Consider the following 25,427-nt stretch of genomic DNA (forward strand, 5'->3'; position numbering starts at 1 on the left):
GAGCCACACGACTAGTGCCTCGCTCCTTCAATTGCTACGCTGCACATCGGCGAGTTCAGACACCGAACCGTCACGCTCGTTCTAGTTAACTGCCCGAACTTATTTATGATCTCACACACACATTGCCAGTAGAATCGGCCGGGAATCTCGAGAGGAGGGGGTGTATTCGAGGGAGACGCTGGTCACAGCGGTCACTGACAGGCCCCACATGACATAGGGGCGCGAAACTCCCTCTCCAATCGGCTACGTCAGGTAGTACCCGGACGACGGGAACACCCATCCAACTAACCTATGACAACCTGTCCAAATTGCACATCGTCGGTCGAATCGACGGCTGCGTTCTGCCCAGAGTGTGGGGAATCGTTGACGGCGACGTGCCCGGACTGTGATGAATCACTTCCGCCGGGAGCCAAGTTTTGTCGGTCGTGTGGTCGCAAGCTTACCGACCGAGCGGTCTCGGATGCCGAAACCACAGCCCAACAGGCCACCAACGGAACGCGGTGGTGGCTTGCCCCCGATGAGTTCGCCAAACGAGTTGATACCGAATCCCTCTCCGGAGAAGGGCTGCTCGCCACGCTCACTCGACGGAAAGAAATTGAAATCGGGGTCGGCGCGAACGCCCTCATTTTTCGCGATGGCGACCTGCTCGAGACGGTTGGCCCAGGGCGGCACACACTGACGGACCTCCGCACGCAACTCCAGGAGATCAACCAGGGGAGCCGAACGGTTATCCTCGTCGATGACGGGGAAACGACCGTTCGACGAACGTTCGAAAATGTCCGGACAGCGTCGGAGTATCCCGTGTCAATCACGCTCGGGCTCACGATCACACTGGATGACCCAGAGCGGTTTTTAACGTCACTCATGGGCGGACGGACAGCGTTGGCGACAAGCGATTTTGGCCGCGTACTCGGCCGGCCAATCGAGGACATCGTTCAATCAACGCTTGCGGAATACGATCGCGAGGACCTGTATGGCAATCAGTCCCTGAAACAGGAACTGGCCGACCAAATCGAAACGGGTTGTCGGGACACGTTTGAACGAAATGGGCTCAAACTCGTCGCAGTACGATCGTTTGAGTATGACGATAAACGCGACGAAATCAGAGAGCGAAATCGTGACCAAGAGATTCGAGAAGACACGGAAGCGCTTGAAGATCAGCGAGCAGCCCTCGATCAGCGAGAGCGTGAGCGAGAAACGGATGATAGCGTCCACGAAGAACGCCATCGCGCTCGTCGAGAAGCTACCGAGGCCGTTGTCGATCACGAACTCGAGCGCCAGTCCGTCGAGCAACGCCAAGAGATCGATGAGATAGAGCGCGAGCATCGACACCAAACCGAGCAAGAAGACGTAGAGCACGACGAGGACATCGAGATCACGCGAACCAAAGGCGAGGTCGAGCGTCGAGAGCTCGAACACAACCAGGAGCTCTCCGAGATGGATGACTTGCTCGATATTAAGCAGAAAAAAGACGAGCAAAAACTCGAGAAACAGGCTCGCGAGCAGGAACTCGAACACGAAGACGATGAACACGACGTGGCGATGGAACAGGAGCGACTCACCGCCCGTGATGACGTTGATGCCCAAACGCTTGCAAGTCTCGAGGGGACGGATACGGACGAACTCGCGGAGTTGGCGAAGATGGATAAGGCGACGGCTCTCGATGCAGACCAACTCGAAGCTCTTGGAGCGCAAAACAGTGACGAACTTGCAAAGGCTAGACAGGAGGCCCACCAGGCTGAAGCACAACGCCAGCGGGTCGAGGACCAACGTGAATTCCGTGAGGAAGTGCAGGATGTGATGGGCGAGTCGATGGACCGAATTGAGCGCACGAGCGAAAGCGCAATGGAAAACATGGGTGGCGCTGCTGAGGCGGCGGCAGAGGACACCGCCGATAACGTGATCGTAAGCGGTGATGGAAGCGATTCGACCGGTGGGGACACGACGATTGTCCAGGGAGGCTCGAGTGGCCCAAGCGATGGCGAACCGGAGCCGGAAACGTTCGTCGTCTGCCCCTTATGTTCTTCAAGGGAACCGGCCGAGAACGACTTCTGTATGGACTGTGGCGGTGACCTCGCGGACAGCTGACACAGTTGAGACAGCGACGGAAGATTCAGAATCAGTCGTTCACACGTGTTTGTAACGCCGATAGAGATAGAGGGGGACGCTGAGGCCGTATACAAAAACCCCCGCAAAGTATGCCCACCGCCGAGGGTCCCACTCGGTAACAGGACTTTGTTTGATAGCTTTTAAATCGGCATTGAAGTAGTAGATTGAGACAACGAATCCTGCGAAGGTAATCAAAGCGCCGATATCAGAACCAACTGCCCCTCCTAAAATCAGTCCACCAATGAGTGAGCCAACCATATAGTAATGGTAATCCGGAATCTCCTCAGCGGTCTCGGTGTTGACACGGCGTGCCTGTTGGGAGCCAGGATCAGGCGATTGTGGCACTGAGTGGTGTGTTTGACTTTGCGCTCCCGATTGGGCGTGATTCGTTCCAGAGTTCAGATGGCTCGCGGGTGACTCTGTCGGCTCGGCCGAACTGGTCTGATTCGACTGTGCGGACGTTGACGCTGAGGCCGCTGCTGACGAATCACCGCTTTCTGCAATCGTCGTCGCGTCGGTCTCCTCCGAGAGTGCTCGCTCGAGGAGGATTTCGAGGTCGCGTCGGAGGTCGAGGACGGACTCATAGCGGTCTGCTTTCTTTTTTGCAAGCGCTTTCTTCAGGACGGCGTCGGTTCCTTGTGGAAGGTCATCAACGTGATCGCTTGGGGTAGGAGGTTGTTCGTAGAGCACGTTCCGCATGACAGCCGCGGCACCACCAGTAAACGGAGGTTCACCGACCAGTGATGCATACACGACAGCGCCAATCGCGTAGACATCGGTAATATCGTCCGGCGGACCGTACGTTTCCGAATCGAACTGTTCGGGGGCCGCAAACTGTGGTGAGAGTCCCTCCACACTCTTTGAATGCTCGAGTAACATCTTCGCTAGTCCCCAATCAGTTACTTTGGGAACATCCCACGTCCCTTCTGCGGTCGTTGCGAACAGCACGTTTTCGGGTTTGATATCTAGATGAGCAATTCCTCGTCGATGCGCGTGCCATACCGCACGAGCGACACAGAGCCCGACCCAGAGCCCTTCCGGTGGGTCGAGGTCACCGAGTCGCTCATAGAGACTTCCCCCGTCCATATACTCGAGAGCAATCCACGGCAGCGATTCGGATCCCCAATCGACGACGCCAACGATGTGATCGTGATCATCCAGTTTCGCCCAGGTTTGGGCTTCCTCGAGAAACTGCTCCAATGCACTCATCTCGAGAGTCCCCTGCATTCGAGGCTGTTTTAACGCAAGCGTATCCGGGCCAGCGCCATGGTAGGCGACTTTTGTGACGTCAGCGTTTCCCCCCGACCCAATCGGTTCGAGTTCCTCAAAGTCTTCTAGGTCTGCATCGATCCGAGTGGGTGAACTAACCAGCGTCTGTGGCCGGTAATCGACCTCCGTCCCCGTCGACATATTACTAACCCTGTTGGTTAGACTATATAATCCCACCGGCAGACGATACTATAGACCCCACTTGAGAGGCGTCTTCTCACCGAGTCAAAGAATGCAAGAATATTTACATAGGAATAGATGATAGTAAGAGATACGGGAAATAGACGATGAAAGGACAGCTATCGGTGGTTGATCAACGGGGTGGGAAGCTAGCGGTGGACTTCTCGACGGAGATCTATCGTGACTCCGGTGAGACACAACAGATTTTGGCTGAAACGCCAGATCGCGTTGTCTCCCTCGGTATCGAAGATGCCACGGTATCGCGGAAAAAGCAGGGTGTTGCACCACTCGTACTCACTCCTGAAGCAGACCACATCAGTGTCACAAACAACGGGAATGCAAACGGTGTCACCGTCGTCGACGCTAACGGCACCTCTGACATCGCAGACGGTCACATGGCCACTCTCCGATCGGACGCCACCCTCGAGATCGGCTTCCGAACGACACTTCGGCTCGAGGTTGAACGAACCGCAGGTCCGGAGGTTACGGTCGAAGGGGATGTCTCTGGAAACGTTGTGCTAGGAGACCACGTCGATCGATCGACAACCGTCGGCGACGACAACGTGCTCAACCGGACCGATGTTGGCGGTGATGGCGCAGCCGAAGTGGGCGATGACAACGTCTTCAGTCGATCCTCGATTGACACTGCGGAGACCACGAGCTTTTGTAACGAACATAACCGGCCATACGATGAGGTCTGTCCGAGCTGTACCCAGGAGGCGCCTGCCACCCAAACCAACGTAGAAAGTCAGCGCCACCAGACCAACACGCGAGAGAGGACTTCTGGAACACGGGCAGAGTCAGGTGAGACAAAATACTGTATGCACTGTGGAGAGTCAATCCCGGACGTTGCTGCCGTCTGCCCAGAGTGCGGTGAATCACAACAGCTCTAATCGACATCACTCACAGTCTTTGAGACCGATGGCATTCCAATATACGTCACAAACCGATGTTGGTCGACAACGAACGACGAACGAAGATGCCGTCCTTGCTACGGCACTGGACAGGGGGTATCTCTTGGCCGTTGCTGACGGAATGGGTGGCCATGCCCGGGGCGATATCGCCAGTGAAACGGCTCTTCGTGCCTTCGAATCAGCGGTTTCCGATGCTCCCCCATCCGAACCCGCGCCCGAGCGCCTCACCGCGGCGGTCATCGCCGCAAACGAGGCGATTCAGCATGCAATCGAGACGAACCCGAGCTACGAGGGCATGGGAACAACACTCGTGGCGGCCTATATCCACGGTCAACGGGTGACGCTGATCAACGTCGGCGATAGTCGAGCATACCGTCTCCTTGATGAAGGAATCGAACAGATTACGATCGATCAGTCGCTGGTTCGCGACCTGGTCACAGAAGGCGTTATCGACGAAGAGGAGATGTCGACACATCCCCAGCGCAATGTGGTGTCTCAAGCGCTCGGAACGCGCGACTCCGACGAAATCGATCCAGATCTCTACCAGTGTTCACTCGACGGAACACTCCTTCTCTGCTCGGATGGACTTACCGAGGAACTCACTGATGAGATGATTTTTGAACTGGTAACTGGGACGGAGACTCTCGAAACGGCTTCAGAAGCGTTGATTAAACAGGCAAACGAAAACGGGGGAAGCGACAATATTAGCGTTGTTCTCGGCCAATGACGTTCGCTCTGAAAGGAGGCCGTGATTTCACTTATTGAATTGCAAAAGTTGGCTACGGAGTCCTCTCAGGCTCACTAGTCAGTCGTCACTGGCCTCTGGCTCGGAACGCAACTTCGATTCGCTTGCCCCGGCTTCGAGTCCACACACCTCTCGTACGCGCTCGAGGACGGTCGCCGCCTCCGACTCGGTGAGTCCCGTCGGATCGAACGCGGCGCGTTCATACCCTTCGGTGATCGCCCGCAACCGATCCCGCGTGGCCTCGTTAGCGCGCTCGTGATAGCGGTGGTAAAACTCCCAGTGGGTCAACGCGCCGGCGGCGGCGAGGCCGCTGGCGAGCTCGTGGCGAGCGGCCGTGTAGGCGCGCTCGACGGCGGCGTCAGGCTGGCCGTTTGCGAGCTGGTCGGCCGCCTGGGCGAGCTGGGTTCGGACGAGCGCTCGCGTGGACCCAGTATCTTCGGACTCCGCCTCGGCGGGCGGTTCCGGATCGGGCGCGGGAGTCGACGCTGGTTGAGCGCGTCGGTACCACCAGCCCACCAGGACCAGGGCAACCACACCCCCGAGTCCACTCGCCGCTACCAGCCACGTCGGCAGGCCACTCCCCTCCTGGGTGGCCAGCGTGACCGTCGTCTCGGCCTGTGCGCCAGCGAGACTCGTCCCGGGGTCGTCGTACGTGGCCCCCACGGTCACCGACTCTGCGTCCGCCGACGGCGTAAGCTCCCCCTCGAAGCGGCCGTCGGCGTTGGTCCTCACTGTTTCGACGGCGTCACCATCGAGCGTGAGTGCCACCGACTGATTGGCGACCCCATCGCCGTCGGCGGTCGTGAGTCGACCGGTAACTTGGAGGTCTCCGGCTACGGGTTCGGCGTCCATCGAGAGTGCGCTGTCGGTCTCGGTGATCGTTACCGTCGTCGTCGCGTTCGCGGGTGCCAGCGCACGATCCTCGTGGGGCCAGGCAACGCGGAGCTCCTGGTCACCCGCGGGAACCGAGAGCGGGACGGTGACGGTACCGTTGAACTGGCCCTCCGAGACGCGTACTTCACCGACGCGCTGGCCATCGAGCGTCACCGCTAGTGGGAGCCCGTTGACGGGCACGTCCTCGACGGTGGCCGCTCCCGTCAGCTGAATCTGATCATCGAAGCGGGCTTGATCAGTGGCCTCCAGGTCGGAAAGCGTCGGCTCGACCGGCTCGATGGAGACGGGGACGTCCGTCTGGCTGCCGAGATACCCTGACTCGTTCGCCGGGCGGTAGCCAACCGCGAGATCGGTCGTCGAGGCGTTGATCCCAGCCGGGCGATACGTGACCGTGAACGCCCCCGTGGCGTCCGTCTCGGTCACGAGGGTCTGGGCACCGATCTCGAGACGCACGGGTTCGTTGGCGATCGCTTCCCCGTCGACGGTCTGGAGCTGGCCACGCGCCTCGAGGGGCTCGAGAAACGAGATGGTGGTGGGTCCGGTGGCCTCAATCGACAACTCGGTTTCGACGAATTCCGCCTCGCGAATCTCGGCTTGGGTTTCTTGGACATCTCGATTCACCTCTTCGATCGCGGTATCCGGCTCGGACAGATCCGCCCCAGTCTCGGTTTCGATCGCCTCGTAGTGATCGCGCAGGGCCGTACTCGAGTCGTTGAGCTCCTCGGCGAGGGTCTCGAGTTCGCGGGCTAGCTCGCGGGCGCGCTCGTCGTCACCGGTTGCGCGTGCTCCCTCGTACTCCTCGTAGGTCTCCTCGTACTCGTGGGCGGTCTCGGTCGTCCGTCGCTGTTCTTCCTGGGCGTCCTCGAAGGTCTCTTCCTGACTTTCACCCTCGGTCTCGCCGGCGACGTCGACGTACTGGTCGAGGCGGTCGCGGTACTCCTCGTCGACGTACTGGCTGGCACGGTCGTACTCACCCTGGCTCAACTGGATCGCACCCCCGCCTAACTGGTCAGTGAGCCAGCCCGATAGCCACCGCTCGACCCCCTCGAGGTCGCCCTCTTCGCTGTACTCGTCGGGATTCTGGTGGCGCGTGGTGTTGGTGTCGTTGGCTCCGGATTCGTTGGCTTGGCTCGCGAGCGAGGGCGTCGACTCGACGCCTCCATCGGCCCCAGCAATGGCCGCGGTGGCACTCGTGGCGATAAGCATGACCACACACACGACGATGCCAACCGTTCGCGCGCGGTCGCCGAACCCGGAGGAACTCACGGTCATCCGTTGGTGGCCGGCGAGTAAAAAGGATTCACTTCGATGATGAGTCGCCAGGAAGTCATGTGGAGTCCACAAACACAGATCTGGCGTTGTCTCTCGACGCTCAGACGAACCTGTACCTACGCCTTACGCTCCCCGTCCACCCCGATGCGGCTCCAGTGAATTCCCTCGGTGTCATAACTGTTCGGGCCGAGCTGGCCGGTTCGCTGTTCCCGATGGCAAATAGTTATTTATCCGATGGCTGTCTCATTACCGATCGAGATTCATGGAATTGGACTCACAGATCGATGACGCCATCCGGGCGTTTCTCGACGCATCCACTGAAACGAGCGTTCATCAGACGCTTGTGAACGTCACTGCAGAGATGGTCCCGGTCGATCTGTGTACCGTCGCGACCGTCGAAGAGGGCACGTTAGAGGTGCAGGTCCGATCGGATGATCGGCCTGTCGATCCGGACTGTCGCCTCTCGCTCAACGGGACCGTCCTCGAGCCCTCCATCGCGACTGGATCGGCCGAATTCATCGACGATATCGGCTTCACCCGATCAGCAGCGACACACGCGAACACCCACGGTCAGGGAGATGTCCGAGCGCTGTTCGTCGTCCCCATCGCGAACGGCGGGGTCTTGCTTGGAACGGCGAGCACACCGGGTGTGTTCGACGAAGCTGATCGTACGCTAGTTGAGCGCCTCGTCTCATACGCTGACGCCGCGCTTGCCCGTCTCACTCGCGAGGAGGAAGAACTCGTCCACCACGACCGATTTGAGAAATTCGGCACGGTCATCACCCACGACCTGCGGGGGCCACTCGGGGTCGCCCACGGCTATACGGAATACTGTCAGGACACCGGGGACCTTGACCACCTTGATACCGTGCTCGAAGCGCTCGATCGGGCTGATCAGATCATTACCGATCTGGCCACCCTCATCCAACAGGGCCAGGCGATCGGCACGTCAGAAGACGTGTCGCTGGCCTCGATTGTCACCGACTGCTGGACCATGATTGAGACGGCTGAGGCAACCCTCGCTATCGACGGCGATCTCGAGTTCTCTGGCGACCGGAGCCAACTCCGCCATCTGTTCGAGAACCTGTTTCGCAATGCGGTTGTCCACGGCGATGAAGCCGTCCAGATCACCGTCGGCGCGATGGCCGATGGGTTTTACGTCGAAAATACGGGTCTGGGTATCCCCCCAGCCCATCGGGACACGCTCTTTGATCCCGGCTTCACCACGGCCGCTACGGGCACTGGGTATGGATTGGCGATCGTCAAGCAAATCGTGGACGCGCATGGATGGACGATCACGGTCACGGACGGTCATGATGGTGGTGCCCGATTCGAGATTACCGGCGTACAGTGAATTCCCCTATCCTCCCGCTCACCTGACGTCCTCACGTCTGAGTGTGGGGCTTCTCGCTTTCACGAGGCGCAGTGGAATCCACCGCGGTGTCCTCCCTCGCATTTGTCGCGGTCACTGCATGAGAACGACAGCAAGTACTCGAGCGTTTAGGGCTTCCGGGACGGAAGCCGTTCTGGAAGGGTGTGTGCAGGCGTCCGCGGAAACGAGATCGTCACGGTCGTTCCGGTCTCGTCGACCGTAGTCTCGATAGTGCCGCCATGGCTCGTAACGACCCAGTAGACCAGCCACAACCCAAGCCCGCTTCCGTGCTCTAGCGGCGTCTCGGCGCCGTCGCGAAGTACCGTCCGTTCCTGTTCGGGCAATCCTGGACCGGTATCCATGACCTGCAGTCGGGCCTTCCCGTCAGTCGCTCTAACGGAAATCGAGACGTCGGGGCTGTCGCCTGCGTGTTTTGCTGCGTTCTCGATGACTTCTCGAAGGGCCGTCTCCATACTCCAGGCGACGCGGATGTACGTGTCGGTATCGCCCTCGATCGAGATGGTTGCCCCAGGCACCGCCGCTTCGATCTCCGCTTGAATCGTCTGGAGGAAGTGCCCCATTTCGACCCGCTGATACTCGAGATCGTTCGTCACGACGGTGTCCAGCCGTCGAGCCTTCTCGCTCAAGGCGAGGAGGTCATCAGTGGTCGTCAGAAGCATCTCAGCGACATCGACCTGCTGGGGTGAGCCTTCCTCCTGCAGCAGCTCTGCGTATCCTCTGAGAAGCGTCATATCATTGCGGAGGTTGTGCCGAAGGACCCGATTCAACACGCCGATGAGGCGTTCCCGGTCGGTGAGGGCTGCTTCATGCTGGGCCCGTTCGAGTTCGTGACCAAGCATCTGTGCGAGCAACTCGGTGAACATCGTCTTCTCCTCGGAGAACGGCTCGGCTCGCGGTGCGTCACTGACGAAACAGATCGTGCCAAACAGCTCGTCACCGACGGTAACCTGTGTGCCATGATAACAATGGAGCCCGTGAGTTTCAAACGCGGGGTCGTCTGCCCATCCCTGAGCAGGCGCATCGTGGAGTGCGATCGGCGCCGCGTTGTCGATCGTTCGCCGACAGTAGGTGGTCTGAAGATCGAGTGTAAGACCGGCCGGATACGTCCCATCTGGTGGGTCCGTGCTGGCGATGGCCTCCCAGTGATTGGTTTCGGGATCGAGTCGCGTCAGGTGACCGTTCTCGACACCGAGATAGTCCCGCCCGATCACGAGAGCCTGTTCAGCCTTCTCGCGAAAAGGGCGATTCTGGCGCATGACGTCGTAGAGGTATTGCCGAACCTCGTCGGGCCCGAATGTATCTGTAGTATTGGTCATGGAGGTACTGGTCAATGTGACCCTGGCTGGTGGTCATCACCGTATTGGTACCTCAACCATTTGAATATTCACTGTTAAGCAAAGTGTCTAAATAGAGTGAGGGTTTCGCTGGCGACCGAGGGGCCTCGGTATCCGTTAACCGACCTCTCGAGCAACAATCAGTACCTTAAATACCGTCCGGACGGGCACCGAGAGTATGCAGCCCACGCGCCAGGCCTGGGGCGTCGGCGGCCTCGTCGTCGTCCTGGCCGGGTATGCGGTCCTCGTCGCCGCCCCACTCGCCCTCGCCGGAGCGGTGCTGATCGCTGCGTGGCTTCTCGCCCGCCAGGCCGTCTTTACTCATAGTCTCGAGCGAACCAGGCGGAGCCTGTCGGTCGTCCAGCAGCCCGTCCAAACGAGCGTTCGGACCGGCGAGTCGACGCCGGTCTCCCTGACGGCGGCTCTCGAGGTTCCCGCAGAGCTCGCACTCACCGTTCGCGGTGGGGTGCCCTCGGCGGCGAGGGTCGACGAGCCACTGGCGGTGTCACTCGAACCGGGGGCCGCGGCGGCGTCGACGACGGCGACCGTCGAGTGGCCTGTCGCCGGCCACTATCGCTTCGAGGCGCCGACGCTCACCGCGACTGACGGCTGGTTTCGCGAGACGCTCTCGACCGGCGCGGGGGCCGCGGTCACCGTCGACCCACCGACGCCCCGGACGATCCACCTCGGGGCAGGCGGCGATGCGGTGGGATTGGCCTACGGGGAACACCTCTCGGAGCGCCGTGGGTCGGGCCTCGAGCCGGTGGAGATCCGCCAGTACGCCCCGGGCGACACCGCCGACCACATCGACTGGAAGGCAACGGCCCGATTGGGCAGCCCGCACGTCCGGGAGTACAACGTCGAGACCGATCGGCGAACGCTGTTCGTCGTCGATCACCGTGCCCCCCTCGGCACGGGCTCACGCGGCGAGACGAAACTCGCCTACCTTCGCGAGGTTGCGCTTGCGCTCGCCGCTCGGTCCTGGCGACTCGGCGATCCGATCGGGCTCGTCACCGTCGGCGACACGGGGCTCACTCACCGCCTCGATATTGCCGCGGCCTCGATGACACACCGACAGCTTCGCCGCCACCTCCTCACGCTCGAACCGACGTCGAGGGCGACCCGGAGCCAGCGATCGCCTGGCTCCACAGCCGGTGTTCGCCGCCAGGCTCGCACCGCCCTCGGAGGCGATTCGAGCCCGTTTGCGACGCAGTTACGCCCGTTTTTTGCGGGGCGCCCGCAGACCGGCCAGGCCGTGTCGTCGCCGCTGGCACGCGCGCTCCGGACGATGCTGACCGACGCCTCCCCCGCTTGGGTGGTCCTGTGTACCGACGATAACTCGCCGACGGATCTACGAGACGCCGTGGCGTTCGCTCGTGACCGTGGCGCGTTCGTGACGGTCTTGCTCGCCCCGACCGTGCTCTACGAGCCGGGTGGGTTAGGCGATCTCGAGGCCGCCTACGAGCGCTACCTCGAATTCGAAACCCTCCGCCGTGATCTGGCTCGTATGGATCGGGTGACCGCCCTCGAGGTCGGCCCCGAAGACCGGCTCACGACGGTGCTCGAGGCCGGTCGCCGCCGACGCGAACCAGCAGGAGGGACGCCATGAGCGGTCAATCGGGGACGGCCACGGCCGAGGAGGCGGACGAAACTCAGATGCGTCCGCCTCGAGTAACCGACCCCGGCCGACCAGGTGGGCGGCCAGCGGGCATCGCTCTCGCGATCATCACGGTCGCGATGGGCGTCGTGGCCGGCCCCCTCGGGGCCATCGGGGGAGGAGTGACGGCCGCCGGCTGGTATCTCCTCGGGACGCCCTACGCGATCGCGATCGCTCACGTCGCGTTGGTGGTGCTCTTCCCGTCTGGCCTGTCCCTGCTCTCGATCGGCCTCCTCGAGGCTGGCGTGCTCACGCTGGTACTCGCCGCGGCGACGGGCGAGCGCTACCCGCTGCGATTTGCGGTGACGGCCCTCGTCGGCGTGATCACACTCGGCGGGCTCACCGCCGTGCTTGTACACACACAGCCACTCTGGCTGGCCGCGCTGGGTCTGGTGGTGGCCGCTGGCGTCCTCGCGTATGGCCTGCACCGCGTTGAACTGGTCCAACTAGGCCTGGTCACGGACTCAGTTGCCGAGCCGACCGATGAAACACCGACGGAGACCTAAGATGAGTATGTCCAATTCCGATCCTGAATCCACGACTGCCGAAGAGGCCGATGAGGGGCCCGCTGCCGAAGGGGCTGCCGATCATCTGGACCGTCGCGCCCAACTCGAGGTGCTGGCTGAGGAAAACCGCCGTCTACGAACGGAGTACGCTCGAGCACGGCAGTCACGCTACCGACAGACGGCGCTGGGGCTCGCCGCTGTTGGCCTCGTAGCCGTCCTCGGTGGGCTCGTCTTCCCCGATGGCCGCGAGGTCCTCTTTGTCCTCGGGGCGACGGGATTCTTCGGTGGGGTGCTCACGTACTTCCTGACCCCGGCACACGTCGTCGCCGCCGACGTCGGGGAACGCGTCTACGCGGCAGGGGCGGCAAACGGTGCGGCCCTCGTCGAGGCGCTCGGACTGAGCGAGACGCGTCGCTACGTCCCTATGGCTGGCTCGGTTCGCCTGTTCGTTCCTCACTCGCCCGATGACGTCCTGACCGACCTCTCGGACCACGCCGAGGCGGGCCCGTTTCTCCTTGATGACCCTCGAGGGCTGCTCCTGGAGGCGACCGGCCAACGCCTATTCGACGAATTCGAGCGCGCACTCAGTGGCGACCTCGCAGCCACGCCGACGCCGCTTACCACCCAGCTCACCGATGGACTCTGTGAACACCTCGAACTCGCCCGCCACGCCGAGGTTGACGTCGATGCTGATCGCGGTCGGGCAACCATCGCCATCACCGAGAGCGCCTTCGGCGACGTCGACCGGTTTGATCACCCGATCGCGTCGTTTCTCGTGGTCGGCCTGGCGACGGGCCTCGACCGTCCGGTAACCCTCGAGGTTGCCCCGGGCGATGACCGGGCCGACTGGCTCGTCACCTGCCGATGGGACTCCGACAACGAGTGACTACTTCCACGACTGAAGTCGTGGGCTTTCTCCAAATGAATCTGTGTAAGGCGAGCAGCTGCTGCTTACCTGATCAGTGGCGCCCTGGACCACCGGCGCGCTCGAGGCCGACGGCCTGGCCATCGCGATTGGGATCGGCCGCGCCGGTCAGTGCGTCCGTCCCGATATCGATCACCTGGACGTTGCCCAGGGTACTGGGGGTTGCATCCCATTCCTGGCCCCACTCGGCGGTGGTCTGGCGGGCTTCTTCGGGGACGCCCGCGTCCCAGCTGATCCCTCCACAGTAGTGGGTGTAGATGCTCGGCTCCGTGATCGCTGCCAACGGCTCGAGCCCGTAGACATACCGGAAGAGGATCGCTTGCATCGTCGAGGTGATGATCCGCCATCCGCCGGGTGAGCCGGCGGTGAACTCCGGGACGCCGTCGCGCAGGACCATCATCGGACTCATGCTGCTCATCGGGCGCTTCCAGGGCTCGGGCTCGTTTGGTCCGCCCGGCGTGCGATCGAAGTCGGTGAGTTCGTTGTTGATCATGAAGCCGCGGCCGGGAACCATCTTCCCCGAGCCCATGAACTGCTCGATCGTCGAGGTGTACGAGACGGCGTTGCCCCATCGGTCGACGACCGAGAAGTGGGTCGTCTGCCCGTCGGTACTGATTCGGTGTGGCTCACCACCCCCGAAACAGCCCTCTGTCAAGACCGACTGCCCGAGCTCGATCAGGTCCGCGCGCTCCTGGAGGTAGGCATCCGAGAGCAAGCTATCGATGGGAACGTCGACGAACTCGGGGTCGCCCATGTGTTCCATTCGATCGCCCCAGGCGACGATGATCGCCTCAGCGAGCAGATGGTACATCTCCGGCGATCGACGTTCGTAGGTGTCGATCTCGAGGAACTCGAGGAGCTTGAGGATCATCGAGACGACGGTCGGTCCGGAACTCGGCAGCGGCTGGCCGACCAGTTCGACGTCGTACCACTTCGTGCGGATGGGTTCGTCGATGGTGACGTCATACTGGGCGAGGTCGGCCTCGTCGACGGCGCGCTCGGGTTCGCGGGCGTGGCGCTGGATTTCGGCGGCGAGGTCCTCGCCGATCGCCCCTTCGTAGAAGGCCTCGGCGCCGTCGCGTTTGATGCGCTCGAACGTCTCGGCCAGGTCGGAGTTGGTCATGGTGTCGCCTGTGGTATACAGGGCTCCGGACTCGTCGCTGAAGGTCTCCAGGGCTGCCTCGTTGAACTTCTCGGTGTTGGCGGCGATCTGCTCGGCGAGGAACCAGTCGACCGTAAACCCGTCGCGGGCGAGTTTGATCGCTGGCTCGATCAGGCGCTGGCGTGAGCGGCTTCCGTAGCGTTCACGCGCCGTCTCGAGGCCTTTTAGCGTCCCAGGGACGCCCATCGCTTCGCCGGTCTGGATCGCCTCCCCGAAGGGAAGTTCGTTCCCGTCGTCGTCGAGGAACATTTCGGGGGTCGCCCCCTGGGAAGCGCGCTCGCGGCTATTGATGGCCTCGACTGAATCCGACTCGGCATCGTAGACGACCATGAATCCACCGCCGCCGATGCCCGACCCGTGCGGTTGGGTGACGTTCAGCGTGTACTGGAGGGCGATCGCCGCGTCGATCGCGTTCCCGCCTTCCCGAAGGACGCGGGCGGCGACGCCGCCGGCGATCGGATCGACCGTCGAGACCATCCCGTCGGCGGCGGTGACCTCACGACCACAGGTGAAATGGGGGTGATCGCAGCTAAACCCGGCGACGTCGGTGACCTCTTGTGCGGTGGCGGTCGCCGGCTGGGTGCCGACGGTGAGCGCACCTGCGGTCGTCCCCGTGAGCGCAAGGAATCGCCGGCGGTTGACCCCGGCGTCGGTTTCGCTACGGTGCTCCGCCTCGCGTCGCTCATGCTCTCTCGACATGATATGGCCACAGTCATTATCGATAATAAAAAACTTTTTTGTAAGAGTCTGATTATTGATAAAGATGCGAATTAACACTGGCAGGAAGGGTCAGTAAGCGTTTACCTCGAGGAGAGCTACAGTGAATGAAGCGTGCTCTCAGTTCCCGAGAGCGGTAACGAACAGCCGGTCCAGCGCCGAGTCCGGCCTTACTCAGAATCTGCACTCGAGGCCGTCGGAACGTCGACGTCGAGTGCCTCCGCGCCTGGCGGCTCGACCTCCTCGAGGAGGTCCGCAATAACGTCGGCGGTGTCGACACTACTGAGCTCGGCGTCGGTCCCCAGAACGAGGCGATGGACCAGAATCGGCTCGGCGAGCGCCTTGACGTCATCGGGGATGACGTACTCGCGGCCGTGAATCGCCGCCCGGGCTTTGGCCCCATCGAGGAACGCGAGCGTCGCCCGCGGGGAGGCGCCGTAGGTCACGTCGGGGTGGTCGCGCGAGGCGGCGACGAGATCAAGGATGTACGCTTTGACCGCGGGGGCGACGTGGACGTCGGCAACGATCTCTCGGGCGGCGTCGATGGCGGCGGGATCGATGACCTGCTCGACGTGGTCCGGGCCGAGCGTCGGATCCGCATCGAAGCGATCGATGAGTTCGCGCTCGCCCGCCCGGTCGGGGATGTCGACGGTGAGCTTGAACTGAAAGCGATCGCGCTGGGCCTCGGGGAGTTCGAAGACGCCCTCCATCTCGATGGGGTTCTGCGTTGCGACGACGAGAAACGGCGTCGGCAACTCGAGCGTCTCGCCCTCGATGGTGACCTGGCGTTCTTGCATCGCCTCGAGCAGCGCACTCTGGGTTTTCGGCGTTGCCCGGTTGATCTCGTCGGCGATGACGAGATTGGCGAAGACGGGGCCGCGTTGCAACTCGAACGTCCCGGTGGTCTCGTGATAGACGTGGGTGCCCGTGATGTCGGCCGGGAGGATGTCGGGGGTCATCTGGATACGCCGGTGATCGAGGCCACTCACGCGCGCAAAGAGGTTCGCAAGCGTCGTCTTCGCGACGCCGGGAACGCCCTCGAGCAGGACGTGCCCGCGGATCAACAGGGCGATGGTGAGGTGCTCGACGGTCTCGTCGTTGCCGACCAGGACGTGTTGCATCTCGGCTGACAGCGCCTCATAGAGCGCGGCTGGCTCGGCGGGGTCGGTACTCGGTTCGGGTCGTCGATTGGGATCGCTCATTCGTCGTGACTCCGTAGGGGCGCACGCCGATGGTCGTCCATGTACGTGCCGGGTTCGTGTTGAGGAAAAATAGCTTCGGGTAGTTGTACGTATCGGCTTCCACATCACCGTGTCAACGCGGGGAGCCAACCACTGCCGATACGACTCGACGGATTTGCGATCGGGTGGGGCATGGGTATCGCGTTCAGGTCAATGGGGTGAGCGGGTTGTCACGATTCGTCCGGCTGGTCGTGTGTCGCCCGCGAAACCGCTGTCGCGACCCGTTGAATGCGGTCATCATCCCACTCGGGGTGGCGGTGGCGCAGACGTTCTGCCCACTCCTCCTCGCTGAGCGCGTCCGGCGAGCGCTCGAGGGCTTTGGCGGTGGCAGTAGTGCGCTGGCCGCGATACCGAGTGAGGACGCGCTTGAGCGTCGAGCGATCGCTGCGTACGAGGACGGCGACGAGGCCGATCCCAACGAGCCCGACGCCGAGTTGGGCGAGCGGGGACCCACGGACGGCCACCATCGCGGCCGTCAGCGGCGGGAGGTCACTGGCATGGGAGATATCGAAGAGCACGCGGTCGTGTCCAGCGTAGAGGTTCGTGAGAAACGCGGCGTTGTCGGGCTGGTCGAACATGGTGTTGATCGTCAGACTTGGATCGCCAACGACGACCACGCTCCCGTTACTGACGTTCTCGGTCGTCACCACCGGATACGCCTGAAGATCCTCAACCTCCTCGAGATCGGTCTCCTCGTCCCCGAGATAGGTGTACTCGCTCGTCGTGACCAGGACGGTCGCATTACCAGGGCCGACCGCCGTCGCGTAGTTGAGCGTCAACTGGTCGACGCCCTGGGTGGCGGTGTGATTTGCGACCTCGGTGGCGATCGGCATCGGTGGTCCCCGGTAGTGGTAGCGTTCATCTCGGAGCAAGCGCCCATCAACGCGCGCCTCGGCCCCGACGTCGGCCAGCAACGCGTTCCCTGGCTCCCCGAAGTTCTCGAAGACAACGAGCGTCCCGCCGTTCTCGACGAACGTTTGCACCCGGGCGGCGTCGTCGTCAGTGTAGGGTTCGTCGGGAGCGATCACGAACGCGACCGTCTCGTTCGCCTCCCCCTCAGTGTACGCCTGGGTATTGCGGACGAGGTCGTGCTCGACGGTGTCGTCGGCTGCGACGTGGGCTCGAAACTCACTCGTCCCGTCCCAGGCCGGGTTATAGAGGCCGAACGACGCCGCCGACGTCGAGGCGACAACGCCCAGGGCAAGCACGAGCGTCACGCTGAGCGCCACCAACAGGGCTCGTGGCCAGTCGATGCCATCCGGAGTGCGGAGCCACGACCACAGCCTCACCACGGCAGCACCTCCGGGGGCAAAATCTCGAGGATCCGTCGGACGACGACGTAGCCAAAGCCGACGAGGCCGATACCGATGAGCCACAGGAGTCGTCGTCGCCACGTCGGCGTGACGTGAAACGGCGCGGTGAGTTCGGTGACGATCAGCAAGCCGATCAGTGAGCTGACGAAAAACAGCTCATAGGAGAGCGAGCCCAGCAGCGTCAACACCAGCGCCGTGGCTACCATCCAGGCCAGTTGCCCGTGGACGAAGCGCATCCGCCGCTGGGTCGCCATTACGTCGAAGTGATTGCTTTGAGTACCTAAAGGTAGCGCACTCTCATCCTCGGCGTATTGTCGGACCGACCGACTTTTATCGTGGAGTAGCCCACTAGCGGGTGAATGGACGCTCGACGGTCGCTCTGGTTGCTCCTCCCCAAGCAGATTCGTCACCTCCCAGCCGATCTCGCAGCCATGCTCGTCGTGACCGTGTTGGTCAACGTCGCCGTCTTCACCCCTGGGCTGCGAGAGACGCCACTTCGCGTCCCCCTCGGGCTGGCGTTCGTCCTGTTCGTCCCCGGCTATGTGTTTATCGCCGCCCTCTTTCCGGAAGCAGGCGAGTCACCCACCGACTCTGACGCGGCCACCGAGCCCGGGCACGATAGCGAGGCTCAAACCGAAAGTCCGTCACTGGGCGTCGTCGACACCGTCCGAGACGGGATCGACGGCATCGAACGCATCGCCCTCTCGTTTGGGCTCAGCATCGCCATCGTCCCGCTGATCGGCCTCGTCTTGAACTTCACGCCCTGGGGGATCCGGCTAGCGCCGATCATGGTTGCCGTCACCGGGTTCGTTCTCATCTCGACGGCCGTCGGCGCCGTCCGTCGCTGGCAACTCCCCGCCGAAGAGCGCTTTGCCGTCCCGTATCGAGCGTGGTACCAGGCAGGACGCACAGAACTGCTCGAACCCGAGACGCGTATCGACGGCGCCCTGAACGTGGTGCTCGTGCTCTCGATCCTCCTCGCGGTCGGCTCAGTTGGCTTCGCCGTCCTTGTCCCCCCGGATGGCGAGCGCTTCTCGGCGATTTACCTCCTGACCGAGGATGACGACGGCGAGCTCGTCGCCGACGACTACCCTACAGAGCTCGTCGAAGGGGAGTCAGGCGAACTCGTCTTCGGGGTGGATAACGACGAACATCGAACCGTTGAGTACACCGTGGTCGTCGTCGAACAACGCGTCGAAACCCAGGGGAACGAGACGGTCGTCACCGAGCAACGTGAACTCTCCAGACATCACCAGGAACTGGCCCACAACGACTCCTGGCACCAACCCTACGAACTCCAGCCGACGATGGTCGGTGAGGACATCCGCGTCGTCTGGTTGCTCTTTCCCGATGAGGCTCCCACAGAGCCATCGATGAACGATACAGAGTACACTGTTCACCTCTGGGTGGACGTTGCCGAAGCTGACTCCGGGGCGTGACCGACTCGGGCGGGTCGGCCCACCGGTCGCTGCCCGGCTCGAGAGCTGTTCTCCACCCCTGATGTGCTAAAACTAATTTCGTCGTGATACTAGTCCTACATCGTACTGCCCAATATTAATTTCTAGAGAGTATAGTTGGTAATTAGACTTATGTATATTGCTTACATGTGTCGGCATGGGGGGATCACGATGCAGGGGGATGACGACGACAGTTTGGCTCGCCACATGGCGAGTCCCGGGGAATCAGTGGTGATTGATAGGCTCCGCAGAGAAATCCAGGGAACGATCGGTCCAGACGAACAGCTCTATTATTTCACGCTCGGCTTCGGCGAGGTCCCGATCCGAAAGAAGCAGGCGATTCTCACCGAACTCGAGAACGCCCTCGACGTGCGCTACCTCGAGCCCGCACCCGCCGAACTGGATACGTCTACGACGACGGTCGACCTCGTGTTCGTCACGTCGATCCAATCGGCAATCATTGAGAACGCGCTGGATCCGACGGACGTGGCCTTCGTCGAGTATCGCGAACTCGAACCGGAGGCGCTCGATGTTTCCGTCATTGACGCGGAGGCGGCCGAACCGAGCGACCCAGACTTGTTTGAGACCGTTCGCGAAGAATACGAACACGGTCAACAACCCCGACCTCAAGGGTCGGGGCTTGTCAGTGAACTTCCGCTCTGGCGCTATACTGCGGAGGCGTTGAAATCGCCGTTCGCGTTCACGGTTCCTGACTTGAGGGCCAGTTGACTGGTGGCCCGTCCAGACCCAGACGTGAGCCAGTTCTGGACAAGACGCCACGCGACGTTCCGCGCCGCGTTGTAATCTGCGTGCAGTTTCTTCCCACACTTCAGACACTCGAACTCGTCACCATCACGATTATCCTCGTGTGTGAACCTACACTCACTGTGGCTACATCGCTGCGACGTGTACTGGGGGGCGACGGTATCCACTTCGATGCCGTGTTCTTCGGCCTTGTACTCGACCTGTCGCTGGATTTCGCGGAACGCCCACTGCTGGAACTTCGAGGCGTTCGAGATGCGCGTCCAAATCCACGTCAACCGCTCGAACGCGACGTGTGTGCAGTCGTTCTCGACAGCTTCTCGAACGATTCCGTTCGACACGTCGTGCAGGCGATGACGACTCCACTCGGCGAACCTGTCACCGATTGACTGGATGGTAAGGTGGGCCGAGCGAGTCCCCGTCTGTTGGAGGTGTCCACGACGGCGTTCGTACTCGTCGCGCCTATGATTCAACTCATCCGCGTTTCCAAGGAACGCTCCCGTACTGGTGACGGCAAGGTAGCCATCCACGTTGAGGTCAACGCCGAGAACCACTCCGTTCTCGGTCTGCTTATCAGTAAGAGGGTCGACTGCTTTCTCAACGGTAACGTGGAGGTAGTACTCTCCGTCGCGCTTGTGGAGCGTGGCTTCTCGCTTCTCCCAGTCATCCTCGTTCCAGTACTCTTCGAACGGTGTATGCTCGTCGTCGTGTGGCAGGACGTATTCTGCTTTTACTCGGTCACCTGTGGTGGCGAGCGTTACGTGGTCATCGTTGTACGTGATGGTGCGTCCATTGTACACAATGACGCTTCCCCGAAACTCTGGTTTGCTCGTGTTCTTGTCGGCTTCAAGCAAGTCCTTGCAATTCGACAAAGCGTCGGCGGCGAGGTTTCTGGCGGATTGGACGAGACTGGATTGGAGAGTGGTTTGCTCGCGGACGTCGGTGTACGTGACTTTGTGGAGTTGGTTTTTGGCTTTGACGAGGTGGTCTGGGTCGTCGCTCCACCCGTAGTCCGCGACGTGTTGGGCGGCTTGGCGGAACTCCTCAAAGGTCTGGTCAACGTCCGAGTGTCGTGACTCGGGGATGGTGAGTTTGACCTGGATGTTCCTGACCACCTCCGCCATACTTCATTAGAAGTAGTATAACTAGTTAATAATTGTGCTTGTCAATGTGGAAGGGGAGTTGGCCGGGCTGTGAGGCGTGGTTGTATTCCCAAGTGTCGGCTTCCTCCCCGGCCTCAAGGGTCGGGGTATCCTCCTCGATCGCTGATGAAGTGGACGCTCCCGTCGAGGACGGTGGCCCCGACGACCCGCGAACCGTGGCATTTTCGGACGACGAACTGGCCTTCGAGCAGCTGCTCGATCCGGATGCCGCGGCGGTCACACTCGAGGCCACCCCTGATACTCGCCAGTCGGAATCGAACACCGAGGAGTCAGTAGGGGATGGCGACCCGGAAACGGGCGCCGTGGAGGAATCGGATGAGCCGTCACTCGTCACGGCGCTCGCGGATGAACTCGAGGCCGGGACCGTCGAGCCGGCCGAGGTTGACCGGCTGCGCGAGCATCTCGGCGGGGAGTTGCGTCCCTCTGTCGAGGCCAGACTGGACCACGTCCAGACTCGAATCGAGACCTTCGGCGCCTACATCGAGGCTCTGGAGGTGTTTCTCGACGAGAACGGGACGGCGACCCAGATCCAGGACGAACTGCAGACCGAACTCGAGGCCGTCCAGGACGAACTGCAGACGGCAACCAGAGAGCGAGCGGCCCTTCGGAGGCGTATCGATGATCTCGAAGCGACCGTGGTCACCGACGATAACGTCGAGGCGATCGCCGAAGGCACGGTCGATTCAGCGGTTGCCAGATACAGTCGGCGACTCGATCGGCTGTCGTCGACCCTCGACGACCTCGAGGATACAGTCGAGGAGCAAAATCGGGCGTATCACCGGCTTCAGGATGCCTTCCGTAGCGTGCCGGTGGCGAGATCTGCCCGGAAGTAAGGCAGGCGACGCAATCGTTTCGCCGTCAGTGTGCAGCTCTGTTACCAGTCATCTCATATCCTCGACCATCTGAACCGGGAGGATTATTTACCTTTGGTGGAACCATCGGGCAATGAGTCGCGGGTCCGCAGTCATGACCGACAAGGCGGCGCCGACGGTCCGAGCGGACGCCATCACCAAACGTTACACGCGGGGGCGATCACCCGGCTACCTCGGCCGCCTCCTCGGGCGTCCCGAGCCCCCCACAGTGACTGCCCTCGAGGACGTCTCCCTCACCGTTTCTCCAGGCGAGATCGTCGGCATCAGCGGGCCAAGTGGGAGCGGTAAATCCACCTTGCTCCATCACCTGGCCGGCCTCGAGGTACCCGATTCAGGGACGGTCACCATCCAGGGACGGTCGGTCGCCGACTGCTCGCGCCGGGAACGCACCCGTTTGCGCCTCGAACACGTCGGCATCATCTTCCAGCACTTTCACCTCCTCGAGTCGCTCTCCGCACGAGCGAACGTTGCCCTCCCGTTAGTCGAACTCGGCGTTCCGAAAGCCGACCGTCGCGAGCGGGCCGAGGCGCTCCTCGAGCGCGTCGGGCTCGCCGACCGGCTCACCCATCGCCCCGGTGAGTTAAGCGGTGGCGAACAACAGCGAGTGGCAATCGCCCGAGCCCTCATTACCGATCCGGCGCTGGTAGTCGCCGACGAACCGACGGGCGAACTTGATTCTGAAACCGGGCGCGATGTCCTCGAGGCGTTCGAACAGGTGGCCGAAGACCAGGCAGTCATCATCGCCTCTCACGATCGCGCCACGCTCGCGATCGCCGACCGCCGAGTGCGGTTACACGATGGGAAACGCACCGAGGCCGATACGCACGCCAGTGGCGCTGGAGCGTCGGGGTGAGTCCGCGTCCGATGGCTCGCTCGTGGCTTCGATCGATGTATACCCGGTGGCGAGGGCTGATCGGGGTAGCCGTTGGCCAGACGTTCTCTCGGGCGACGGCCACGGCTCGACAACGGCTTGGCCTGACCGTCCTTGGGGTCGCTGTAGTGATCGCACTGCTCGTCGTCGTCACCGCCATCGGGGTCGGGTTGGCGACGAGCACCTCCGTCTATGACGATGACGTCGACTACTGGATCGTGCCCGACACCGAAGGCGGGAGTTCCCCGCTAGTTGCCACCGACGGCCCGTCGTTTGGCGACGCACACGCAACCACAACCCGTATCGAGGGTATCGATGGCGTCGACTACGTTTCCCCGATCGCCATGACCGTCTTACAGATCGAACACGACGGACATTCGGAGTACGTGCTGGTCGTCGGGGTCATCTCACAACCAGGCCTTGACGAACTCGTGGGGGTCGATTCGACGGCGCTCACCCCGGGCGATCCGTACTATACAGAGGGGACCTGGATTGGCGAGGTCGTCCTCTCAGAACACGCTGCCTCATTGCTTGCCGTCGACGAGGGCGAACCGGTCGCGATCGGCGGGACTGATACCTTTACCGTCACGGCCATCGATGATGCTCAGTCAGCGGAGGCAGCCACCATCCCGGTCGCCCTGGTTCAGCTGAGCGAACACCAGGCGCTCACGGGCGCCGACGAGGACGATCTGGCCGACCAGTTCGTCGTCGGGACGAACGACCCAGCGCTCAAAGCCGAGCTCGCGGGCATCTATCCCCAGTCAACGGTTCACTCACGCGCGACGATGGCCACGAGCGAGACGATGGATGCAGCCCTGCCGCTCGCGCTAGCTGGAACGGCGTTCATCATCGCCGTCGCGATCGGCACCCTCTTTGTCGTCACCACGCTGGGCCTCGAACTCGTCGCCGAGCGCCGTCAGCTCGCGACCCTGTCGGCACTCGGACTCTCGATCGCCAGCCACTTGCGACTGATCGGCGTCCAGACCCTGCTCACGACATTGGCTGGTGGCCTCCTCGGTGGCGTTGGGGGCGTACTCATCACGATTGGGATCAACGAACTCGCGATGGAGTTCCTGACGAGCGGACCCGTCGCGTTCGTCCATCCACTCTTCGTGGGGTACGGTCTGGCGGTATCGCTCGTCATTGGACTGGTCTCGCTTCCGTGGCTCGCGCTCACAACGAATCGACTCGCTCGAGGGGTGCCCTGATGGCGCTTTCGGTGTCCGAAGGTGATCGGTAGTGCGCCAGTGGATTGCTCGGCTGCGCGCTGGCCTCGTCGTGTCCGGGGCGCAACTGCGCCACCATCGGCTGCGTCTCGGCCTTGCCGTCGTCGGCGTTGCCCTCGCCGTGCTCGCGGTTACCTTACTCGCCGGTGCTGGTGTGGGGGTTCTGGAGACGGGGACTCACCAGTTCGAATCCGCAGATCGTGACCTGTGGGTGGTATCCGGGGAGACCCGACTGACCACCGCTGGCGGCGGTGGTTTCGAGAACAGCCTGTACGACTCCCGGAGTGTAGCCACCGAAATCGAAGCCCGCGAGGAGGTTCGACACGCAGCCCCCCTCGCGTTCGACACCGTCTACGTCGCGAGTAATCCCAACGAGACGTTTCAGACCGTCGTCGCAACCGGCGTCCCCGGGGGTGGCCCCGCGGTAACGGTCACCGAGGGCGAACAGTTCTCGGGGGACCCCCACTACGCCAACGGCACCTACGAGGGCGAGCGGACCAACGAGGTTCTGATCGACGCCGAAACCGCGCGTCAACTCGAGGTTGACGTTGGTGATACCATCTACGTAGGTGGGTCGCTCGCGACGGCGCGGAATACTCCGGTCACCGTCGTCGGCATCTCCCCGACGTTCGAACGGATGCTCGGTGTCCCCACGGTCACGCTGCCGTTGAGCGAACTGCATGCCGTGACGGGTGAGACGGCCTTCGAGCCGGCGACGTTCATCACGATCACGCTCGAGGATGATGCCGACGTCGAGGCGGTCAAGCGTGACCTCGAGCAGACCTACCCCGAATACGAGATCAACACCAACCAGGAACAACTCGAGGCGGTCCTCCAAGAGCAGGTTCTCGTGCTCGCAGCCGGAGCGACGTTGGTGGGGCTCGCGATCGTCGCGGGGATCGCGTTGACACTGACGCTCCTCTCGCTGGTGGTCTACCAGCAACGCCAGTCGTTTGCCGCCCTCAGGGCCGTTGGTCTCCCCTCCTCGTTGCTGCTCATCGTGGTCGCTGGCCAGGGCGTTGCGGTCGGCGTACTCGGTGGCCTCCTGGGAGTCGTTGTGACACCCCCGGCAGTTTCGCTCTTGAATCGACTAGCTGGTGTTGTTGTCGGATTCGACGGCCTGGTACGGACCGATCCCGCTATTTACGCCGGCGGGTTCACAATTGCAGTGGGCATCGGTACGGTTGCCGCCGTTATCGCCGGTTGGCGTCTCAGCCGAACATCGGCGCTCGAGGGTCTGTGAGTATCCGAACTCGACAGGCAAGTCAAGACATTGGTTTACCAACACATAAAAAGTCGGTGAAGAGCTGGATATGTGTATATTGCCGACCCAGGGCCTGAAAGTCTAATTATTGGCTGTCCATCGTTCGCTTTCGATGGCCAAAAGGCTTAATTATAATTATTACTGAATATAGCGACTATGTTGCCCCCCAGGCATCTGATGA

Annotated in this window: 22 protein-coding genes and 1 pseudogene; 14 read left to right on the plus strand and 9 right to left on the minus strand. The window is 62.0% G+C overall.

Annotated elements, in window-relative coordinates:
- Window positions 1–291 precede the first annotated feature (291 nt).
- A pseudogene (locus NGM29_RS21420) lies at window positions 292–420 on the plus strand (double zinc ribbon domain-containing protein); the annotation flags it as partial.
- 519 nt (window positions 421–939) lie between these two features.
- On the opposite strand, the gene NGM29_RS06050 reads toward NGM29_RS21420, so the two are convergent.
- Window positions 940–1,587, minus strand: a complete 648-nt coding sequence (locus NGM29_RS06050; RefSeq protein WP_254159539.1) for a hypothetical protein — start codon at window positions 1,585–1,587, stop codon at window positions 940–942.
- On the opposite strand from NGM29_RS06050, the gene NGM29_RS06055 reads away from it, so the two are divergent.
- Window positions 1,543–2,088 carry a hypothetical protein gene (locus tag NGM29_RS06055; RefSeq protein ID WP_254159540.1) on the plus strand — a complete coding sequence of 182 codons (546 nt, stop codon included), beginning with the start codon at window positions 1,543–1,545 and terminating at the stop codon, window positions 2,086–2,088. The genes NGM29_RS06050 and NGM29_RS06055 overlap by 45 nt on opposite strands.
- Window positions 2,089–2,127: 39 nt before the next feature.
- Here the strand turns inward: NGM29_RS06055 and NGM29_RS06060 are convergent, their stop codons facing one another.
- A complete protein-coding gene (locus tag NGM29_RS06060; RefSeq protein WP_254159541.1) occupies window positions 2,128–3,519 on the minus strand; it encodes a serine/threonine protein kinase in 1,392 nt (463 codons plus the stop codon).
- A gap of 146 nt (window positions 3,520–3,665) precedes the next feature.
- On the opposite strand from NGM29_RS06060, the gene NGM29_RS06065 reads away from it, so the two are divergent.
- Both NGM29_RS06065 and NGM29_RS06070 read left to right on the plus strand, forming a co-directional pair.
- Window positions 3,666–4,451 (plus strand): zinc ribbon domain-containing protein, encoded by a 786-nt coding sequence (locus NGM29_RS06065; RefSeq protein WP_254159542.1) that lies wholly within the window; start codon window positions 3,666–3,668, stop codon window positions 4,449–4,451.
- A 28-nt stretch (window positions 4,452–4,479) separates the two neighbouring features.
- The gene (locus tag NGM29_RS06070; RefSeq protein WP_254159543.1) at window positions 4,480–5,199 is read left to right on the plus strand and encodes a Stp1/IreP family PP2C-type Ser/Thr phosphatase; all 720 of its coding nucleotides are present in this window, start codon (window positions 4,480–4,482) and stop codon (window positions 5,197–5,199) included.
- A 78-nt stretch (window positions 5,200–5,277) separates the two neighbouring features.
- On the opposite strand, the gene NGM29_RS06075 is transcribed toward NGM29_RS06070, so the two are convergent.
- Window positions 5,278–7,377 (minus strand): Ig-like domain-containing protein, encoded by a 2,100-nt coding sequence (locus tag NGM29_RS06075; protein WP_254159544.1) that lies wholly within the window; start codon window positions 7,375–7,377, stop codon window positions 5,278–5,280.
- Window positions 7,378–7,645: 268 nt separating this feature from the next.
- On the opposite strand from NGM29_RS06075, the gene NGM29_RS06080 reads away from it, so the two are divergent.
- Window positions 7,646–8,737, plus strand: a complete 1,092-nt coding sequence (locus NGM29_RS06080; protein WP_254159545.1) for a sensor histidine kinase — start codon at window positions 7,646–7,648, stop codon at window positions 8,735–8,737.
- Window positions 8,738–8,883: 146 nt separating this feature from the next.
- Here the strand turns inward: NGM29_RS06080 and NGM29_RS06085 are convergent, their stop codons facing one another.
- Window positions 8,884–10,092, minus strand: a complete 1,209-nt coding sequence (locus NGM29_RS06085; RefSeq protein WP_254159546.1) for a GAF domain-containing sensor histidine kinase — start codon at window positions 10,090–10,092, stop codon at window positions 8,884–8,886.
- A 196-nt stretch (window positions 10,093–10,288) separates the two neighbouring features.
- Between NGM29_RS06085 and NGM29_RS06090 the strand changes: the two genes are divergently transcribed.
- Genes NGM29_RS06090 through NGM29_RS06100 form a run of 3 tightly spaced genes read left to right on the plus strand, consistent with a single transcriptional unit; the run spans window position 10,289 to window position 13,159 of the window.
- Entirely contained in the window at window positions 10,289–11,719 is a 1,431-nt protein-coding gene (locus tag NGM29_RS06090) for a DUF58 domain-containing protein (RefSeq protein ID WP_254159547.1), read from the plus strand.
- The gene (locus NGM29_RS06095) at window positions 11,716–12,273 is read left to right on the plus strand and encodes a DUF8163 family membrane protein (RefSeq protein WP_254159548.1); all 558 of its coding nucleotides are present in this window, start codon (window positions 11,716–11,718) and stop codon (window positions 12,271–12,273) included. Before NGM29_RS06090 ends, NGM29_RS06095 begins: the two co-directional genes overlap by 4 nt.
- Window positions 12,274–12,280: 7 nt before the next feature.
- Window positions 12,281–13,159, plus strand: a complete 879-nt coding sequence (locus NGM29_RS06100; RefSeq protein ID WP_425499251.1) for a DUF7982 domain-containing protein — start codon at window positions 12,281–12,283, stop codon at window positions 13,157–13,159.
- 73 nt (window positions 13,160–13,232) lie between these two features.
- On the opposite strand, the gene ggt is transcribed toward NGM29_RS06100, so the two are convergent.
- From ggt to NGM29_RS06120, 4 genes are all read right to left on the minus strand, one after another.
- Window positions 13,233–15,059 carry a gamma-glutamyltransferase gene (gene ggt / locus NGM29_RS06105; protein WP_254159550.1) on the minus strand — a complete coding sequence of 609 codons (1,827 nt, stop codon included), beginning with the start codon at window positions 15,057–15,059 and terminating at the stop codon, window positions 13,233–13,235.
- 188 nt (window positions 15,060–15,247) lie between these two features.
- A complete protein-coding gene (locus tag NGM29_RS06110; protein WP_254159551.1) occupies window positions 15,248–16,279 on the minus strand; it encodes an AAA family ATPase in 1,032 nt (343 codons plus the stop codon).
- Window positions 16,280–16,488: 209 nt separating this feature from the next.
- Complete coding sequence (locus NGM29_RS06115) at window positions 16,489–17,610, minus strand: DUF4350 domain-containing protein (protein WP_425499234.1); 1,122 nt, start codon at window positions 17,608–17,610, stop codon at window positions 16,489–16,491.
- The gene (locus NGM29_RS06120) at window positions 17,604–17,885 is read right to left on the minus strand and encodes a DUF8044 family membrane protein (RefSeq protein WP_425499235.1); all 282 of its coding nucleotides are present in this window, start codon (window positions 17,883–17,885) and stop codon (window positions 17,604–17,606) included. The genes NGM29_RS06115 and NGM29_RS06120 overlap by 7 nt, the downstream gene beginning before the upstream one ends.
- Window positions 17,886–17,990: 105 nt before the next feature.
- On the opposite strand from NGM29_RS06120, the gene NGM29_RS06125 reads away from it, so the two are divergent.
- Window positions 17,991–19,070 carry a DUF1616 domain-containing protein gene (locus NGM29_RS06125; RefSeq protein ID WP_254159553.1) on the plus strand — a complete coding sequence of 360 codons (1,080 nt, stop codon included), beginning with the start codon at window positions 17,991–17,993 and terminating at the stop codon, window positions 19,068–19,070.
- Between the two features lie 249 nt (window positions 19,071–19,319).
- Window positions 19,320–19,817, plus strand: coding sequence for a hypothetical protein (locus NGM29_RS06130; RefSeq protein WP_254159554.1), 498 nt, complete (start codon window positions 19,320–19,322; stop codon window positions 19,815–19,817).
- On the opposite strand, the gene NGM29_RS06135 is transcribed toward NGM29_RS06130, so the two are convergent.
- On the minus strand, window positions 19,754–20,974 hold the full coding sequence (locus NGM29_RS06135; protein ID WP_254159555.1) for an RNA-guided endonuclease InsQ/TnpB family protein: 1,221 nt from the start codon (window positions 20,972–20,974) through the stop codon (window positions 19,754–19,756). The two genes, NGM29_RS06130 and NGM29_RS06135, sit on opposite strands and share 64 nt — an antisense overlap.
- Window positions 20,975–21,123: 149 nt before the next feature.
- Between NGM29_RS06135 and NGM29_RS06140 the strand changes: the two genes are divergently transcribed.
- From NGM29_RS06140 to NGM29_RS06155, 4 genes are all read left to right on the plus strand, one after another.
- Window positions 21,124–21,846 (plus strand): hypothetical protein, encoded by a 723-nt coding sequence (locus tag NGM29_RS06140; RefSeq protein WP_254159556.1) that lies wholly within the window; start codon window positions 21,124–21,126, stop codon window positions 21,844–21,846.
- Between the two features lie 112 nt (window positions 21,847–21,958).
- Entirely contained in the window at window positions 21,959–22,738 is a 780-nt protein-coding gene (locus NGM29_RS06145) for an ABC transporter ATP-binding protein (RefSeq protein WP_254159557.1), read from the plus strand.
- A gap of 35 nt (window positions 22,739–22,773) precedes the next feature.
- A complete protein-coding gene (locus tag NGM29_RS06150; RefSeq protein ID WP_254159558.1) occupies window positions 22,774–23,964 on the plus strand; it encodes an ABC transporter permease in 1,191 nt (396 codons plus the stop codon).
- Between the two features lie 31 nt (window positions 23,965–23,995).
- Window positions 23,996–25,225, plus strand: a complete 1,230-nt coding sequence (locus NGM29_RS06155; RefSeq protein WP_254159559.1) for an ABC transporter permease — start codon at window positions 23,996–23,998, stop codon at window positions 25,223–25,225.
- Window positions 25,226–25,427 lie beyond the last annotated feature (202 nt).

It is taken from the genome of Natronosalvus rutilus (assembly GCF_024204665.1).
Classification (GTDB): Archaea; Halobacteriota; Halobacteria; order Halobacteriales; family Natrialbaceae; genus Natronosalvus; species Natronosalvus rutilus.

Excerpts from the sequence above, each read along its gene's own strand:
- NGM29_RS06055 (WP_254159540.1), top strand. The coding sequence starts at position 1,543 with ATGGAACAGGAGCGACTCACCGCCCGTGATGACGTTGATGCCCAAACG.
- NGM29_RS06060 (WP_254159541.1), bottom strand. The coding sequence starts at position 3,519 with ATGTCGACGGGGACGGAGGTCGATTACCGGCCACAGACGCTGGTTAGT.
- NGM29_RS06065 (WP_254159542.1), top strand. The coding sequence starts at position 3,666 with ATGAAAGGACAGCTATCGGTGGTTGATCAACGGGGTGGGAAGCTAGCG.
- NGM29_RS06070 (WP_254159543.1), top strand. The coding sequence starts at position 4,480 with ATGGCATTCCAATATACGTCACAAACCGATGTTGGTCGACAACGAACG.
- NGM29_RS06080 (WP_254159545.1), top strand. The coding sequence starts at position 7,646 with ATGGAATTGGACTCACAGATCGATGACGCCATCCGGGCGTTTCTCGAC.
- NGM29_RS06085 (WP_254159546.1), bottom strand. The coding sequence starts at position 10,092 with ATGACCAATACTACAGATACATTCGGGCCCGACGAGGTTCGGCAATAC.
- NGM29_RS06090 (WP_254159547.1), top strand. The coding sequence starts at position 10,289 with ATGCAGCCCACGCGCCAGGCCTGGGGCGTCGGCGGCCTCGTCGTCGTC.
- NGM29_RS06095 (WP_254159548.1), top strand. The coding sequence starts at position 11,716 with ATGAGCGGTCAATCGGGGACGGCCACGGCCGAGGAGGCGGACGAAACT.
- NGM29_RS06100 (WP_425499251.1), top strand. The coding sequence starts at position 12,281 with ATGTCCAATTCCGATCCTGAATCCACGACTGCCGAAGAGGCCGATGAG.
- ggt (WP_254159550.1), bottom strand. The coding sequence starts at position 15,059 with ATGTCGAGAGAGCATGAGCGACGCGAGGCGGAGCACCGTAGCGAAACC.
- NGM29_RS06110 (WP_254159551.1), bottom strand. The coding sequence starts at position 16,279 with ATGAGCGATCCCAATCGACGACCCGAACCGAGTACCGACCCCGCCGAG.
- NGM29_RS06120 (WP_425499235.1), bottom strand. The coding sequence starts at position 17,885 with ATGGCGACCCAGCGGCGGATGCGCTTCGTCCACGGGCAACTGGCCTGG.
- NGM29_RS06125 (WP_254159553.1), top strand. The coding sequence starts at position 17,991 with ATGGACGCTCGACGGTCGCTCTGGTTGCTCCTCCCCAAGCAGATTCGT.
- NGM29_RS06135 (WP_254159555.1), bottom strand. The coding sequence starts at position 20,974 with ATGGCGGAGGTGGTCAGGAACATCCAGGTCAAACTCACCATCCCCGAG.
- NGM29_RS06145 (WP_254159557.1), top strand. The coding sequence starts at position 21,959 with ATGAGTCGCGGGTCCGCAGTCATGACCGACAAGGCGGCGCCGACGGTC.
- NGM29_RS06150 (WP_254159558.1), top strand. The coding sequence starts at position 22,774 with ATGTATACCCGGTGGCGAGGGCTGATCGGGGTAGCCGTTGGCCAGACG.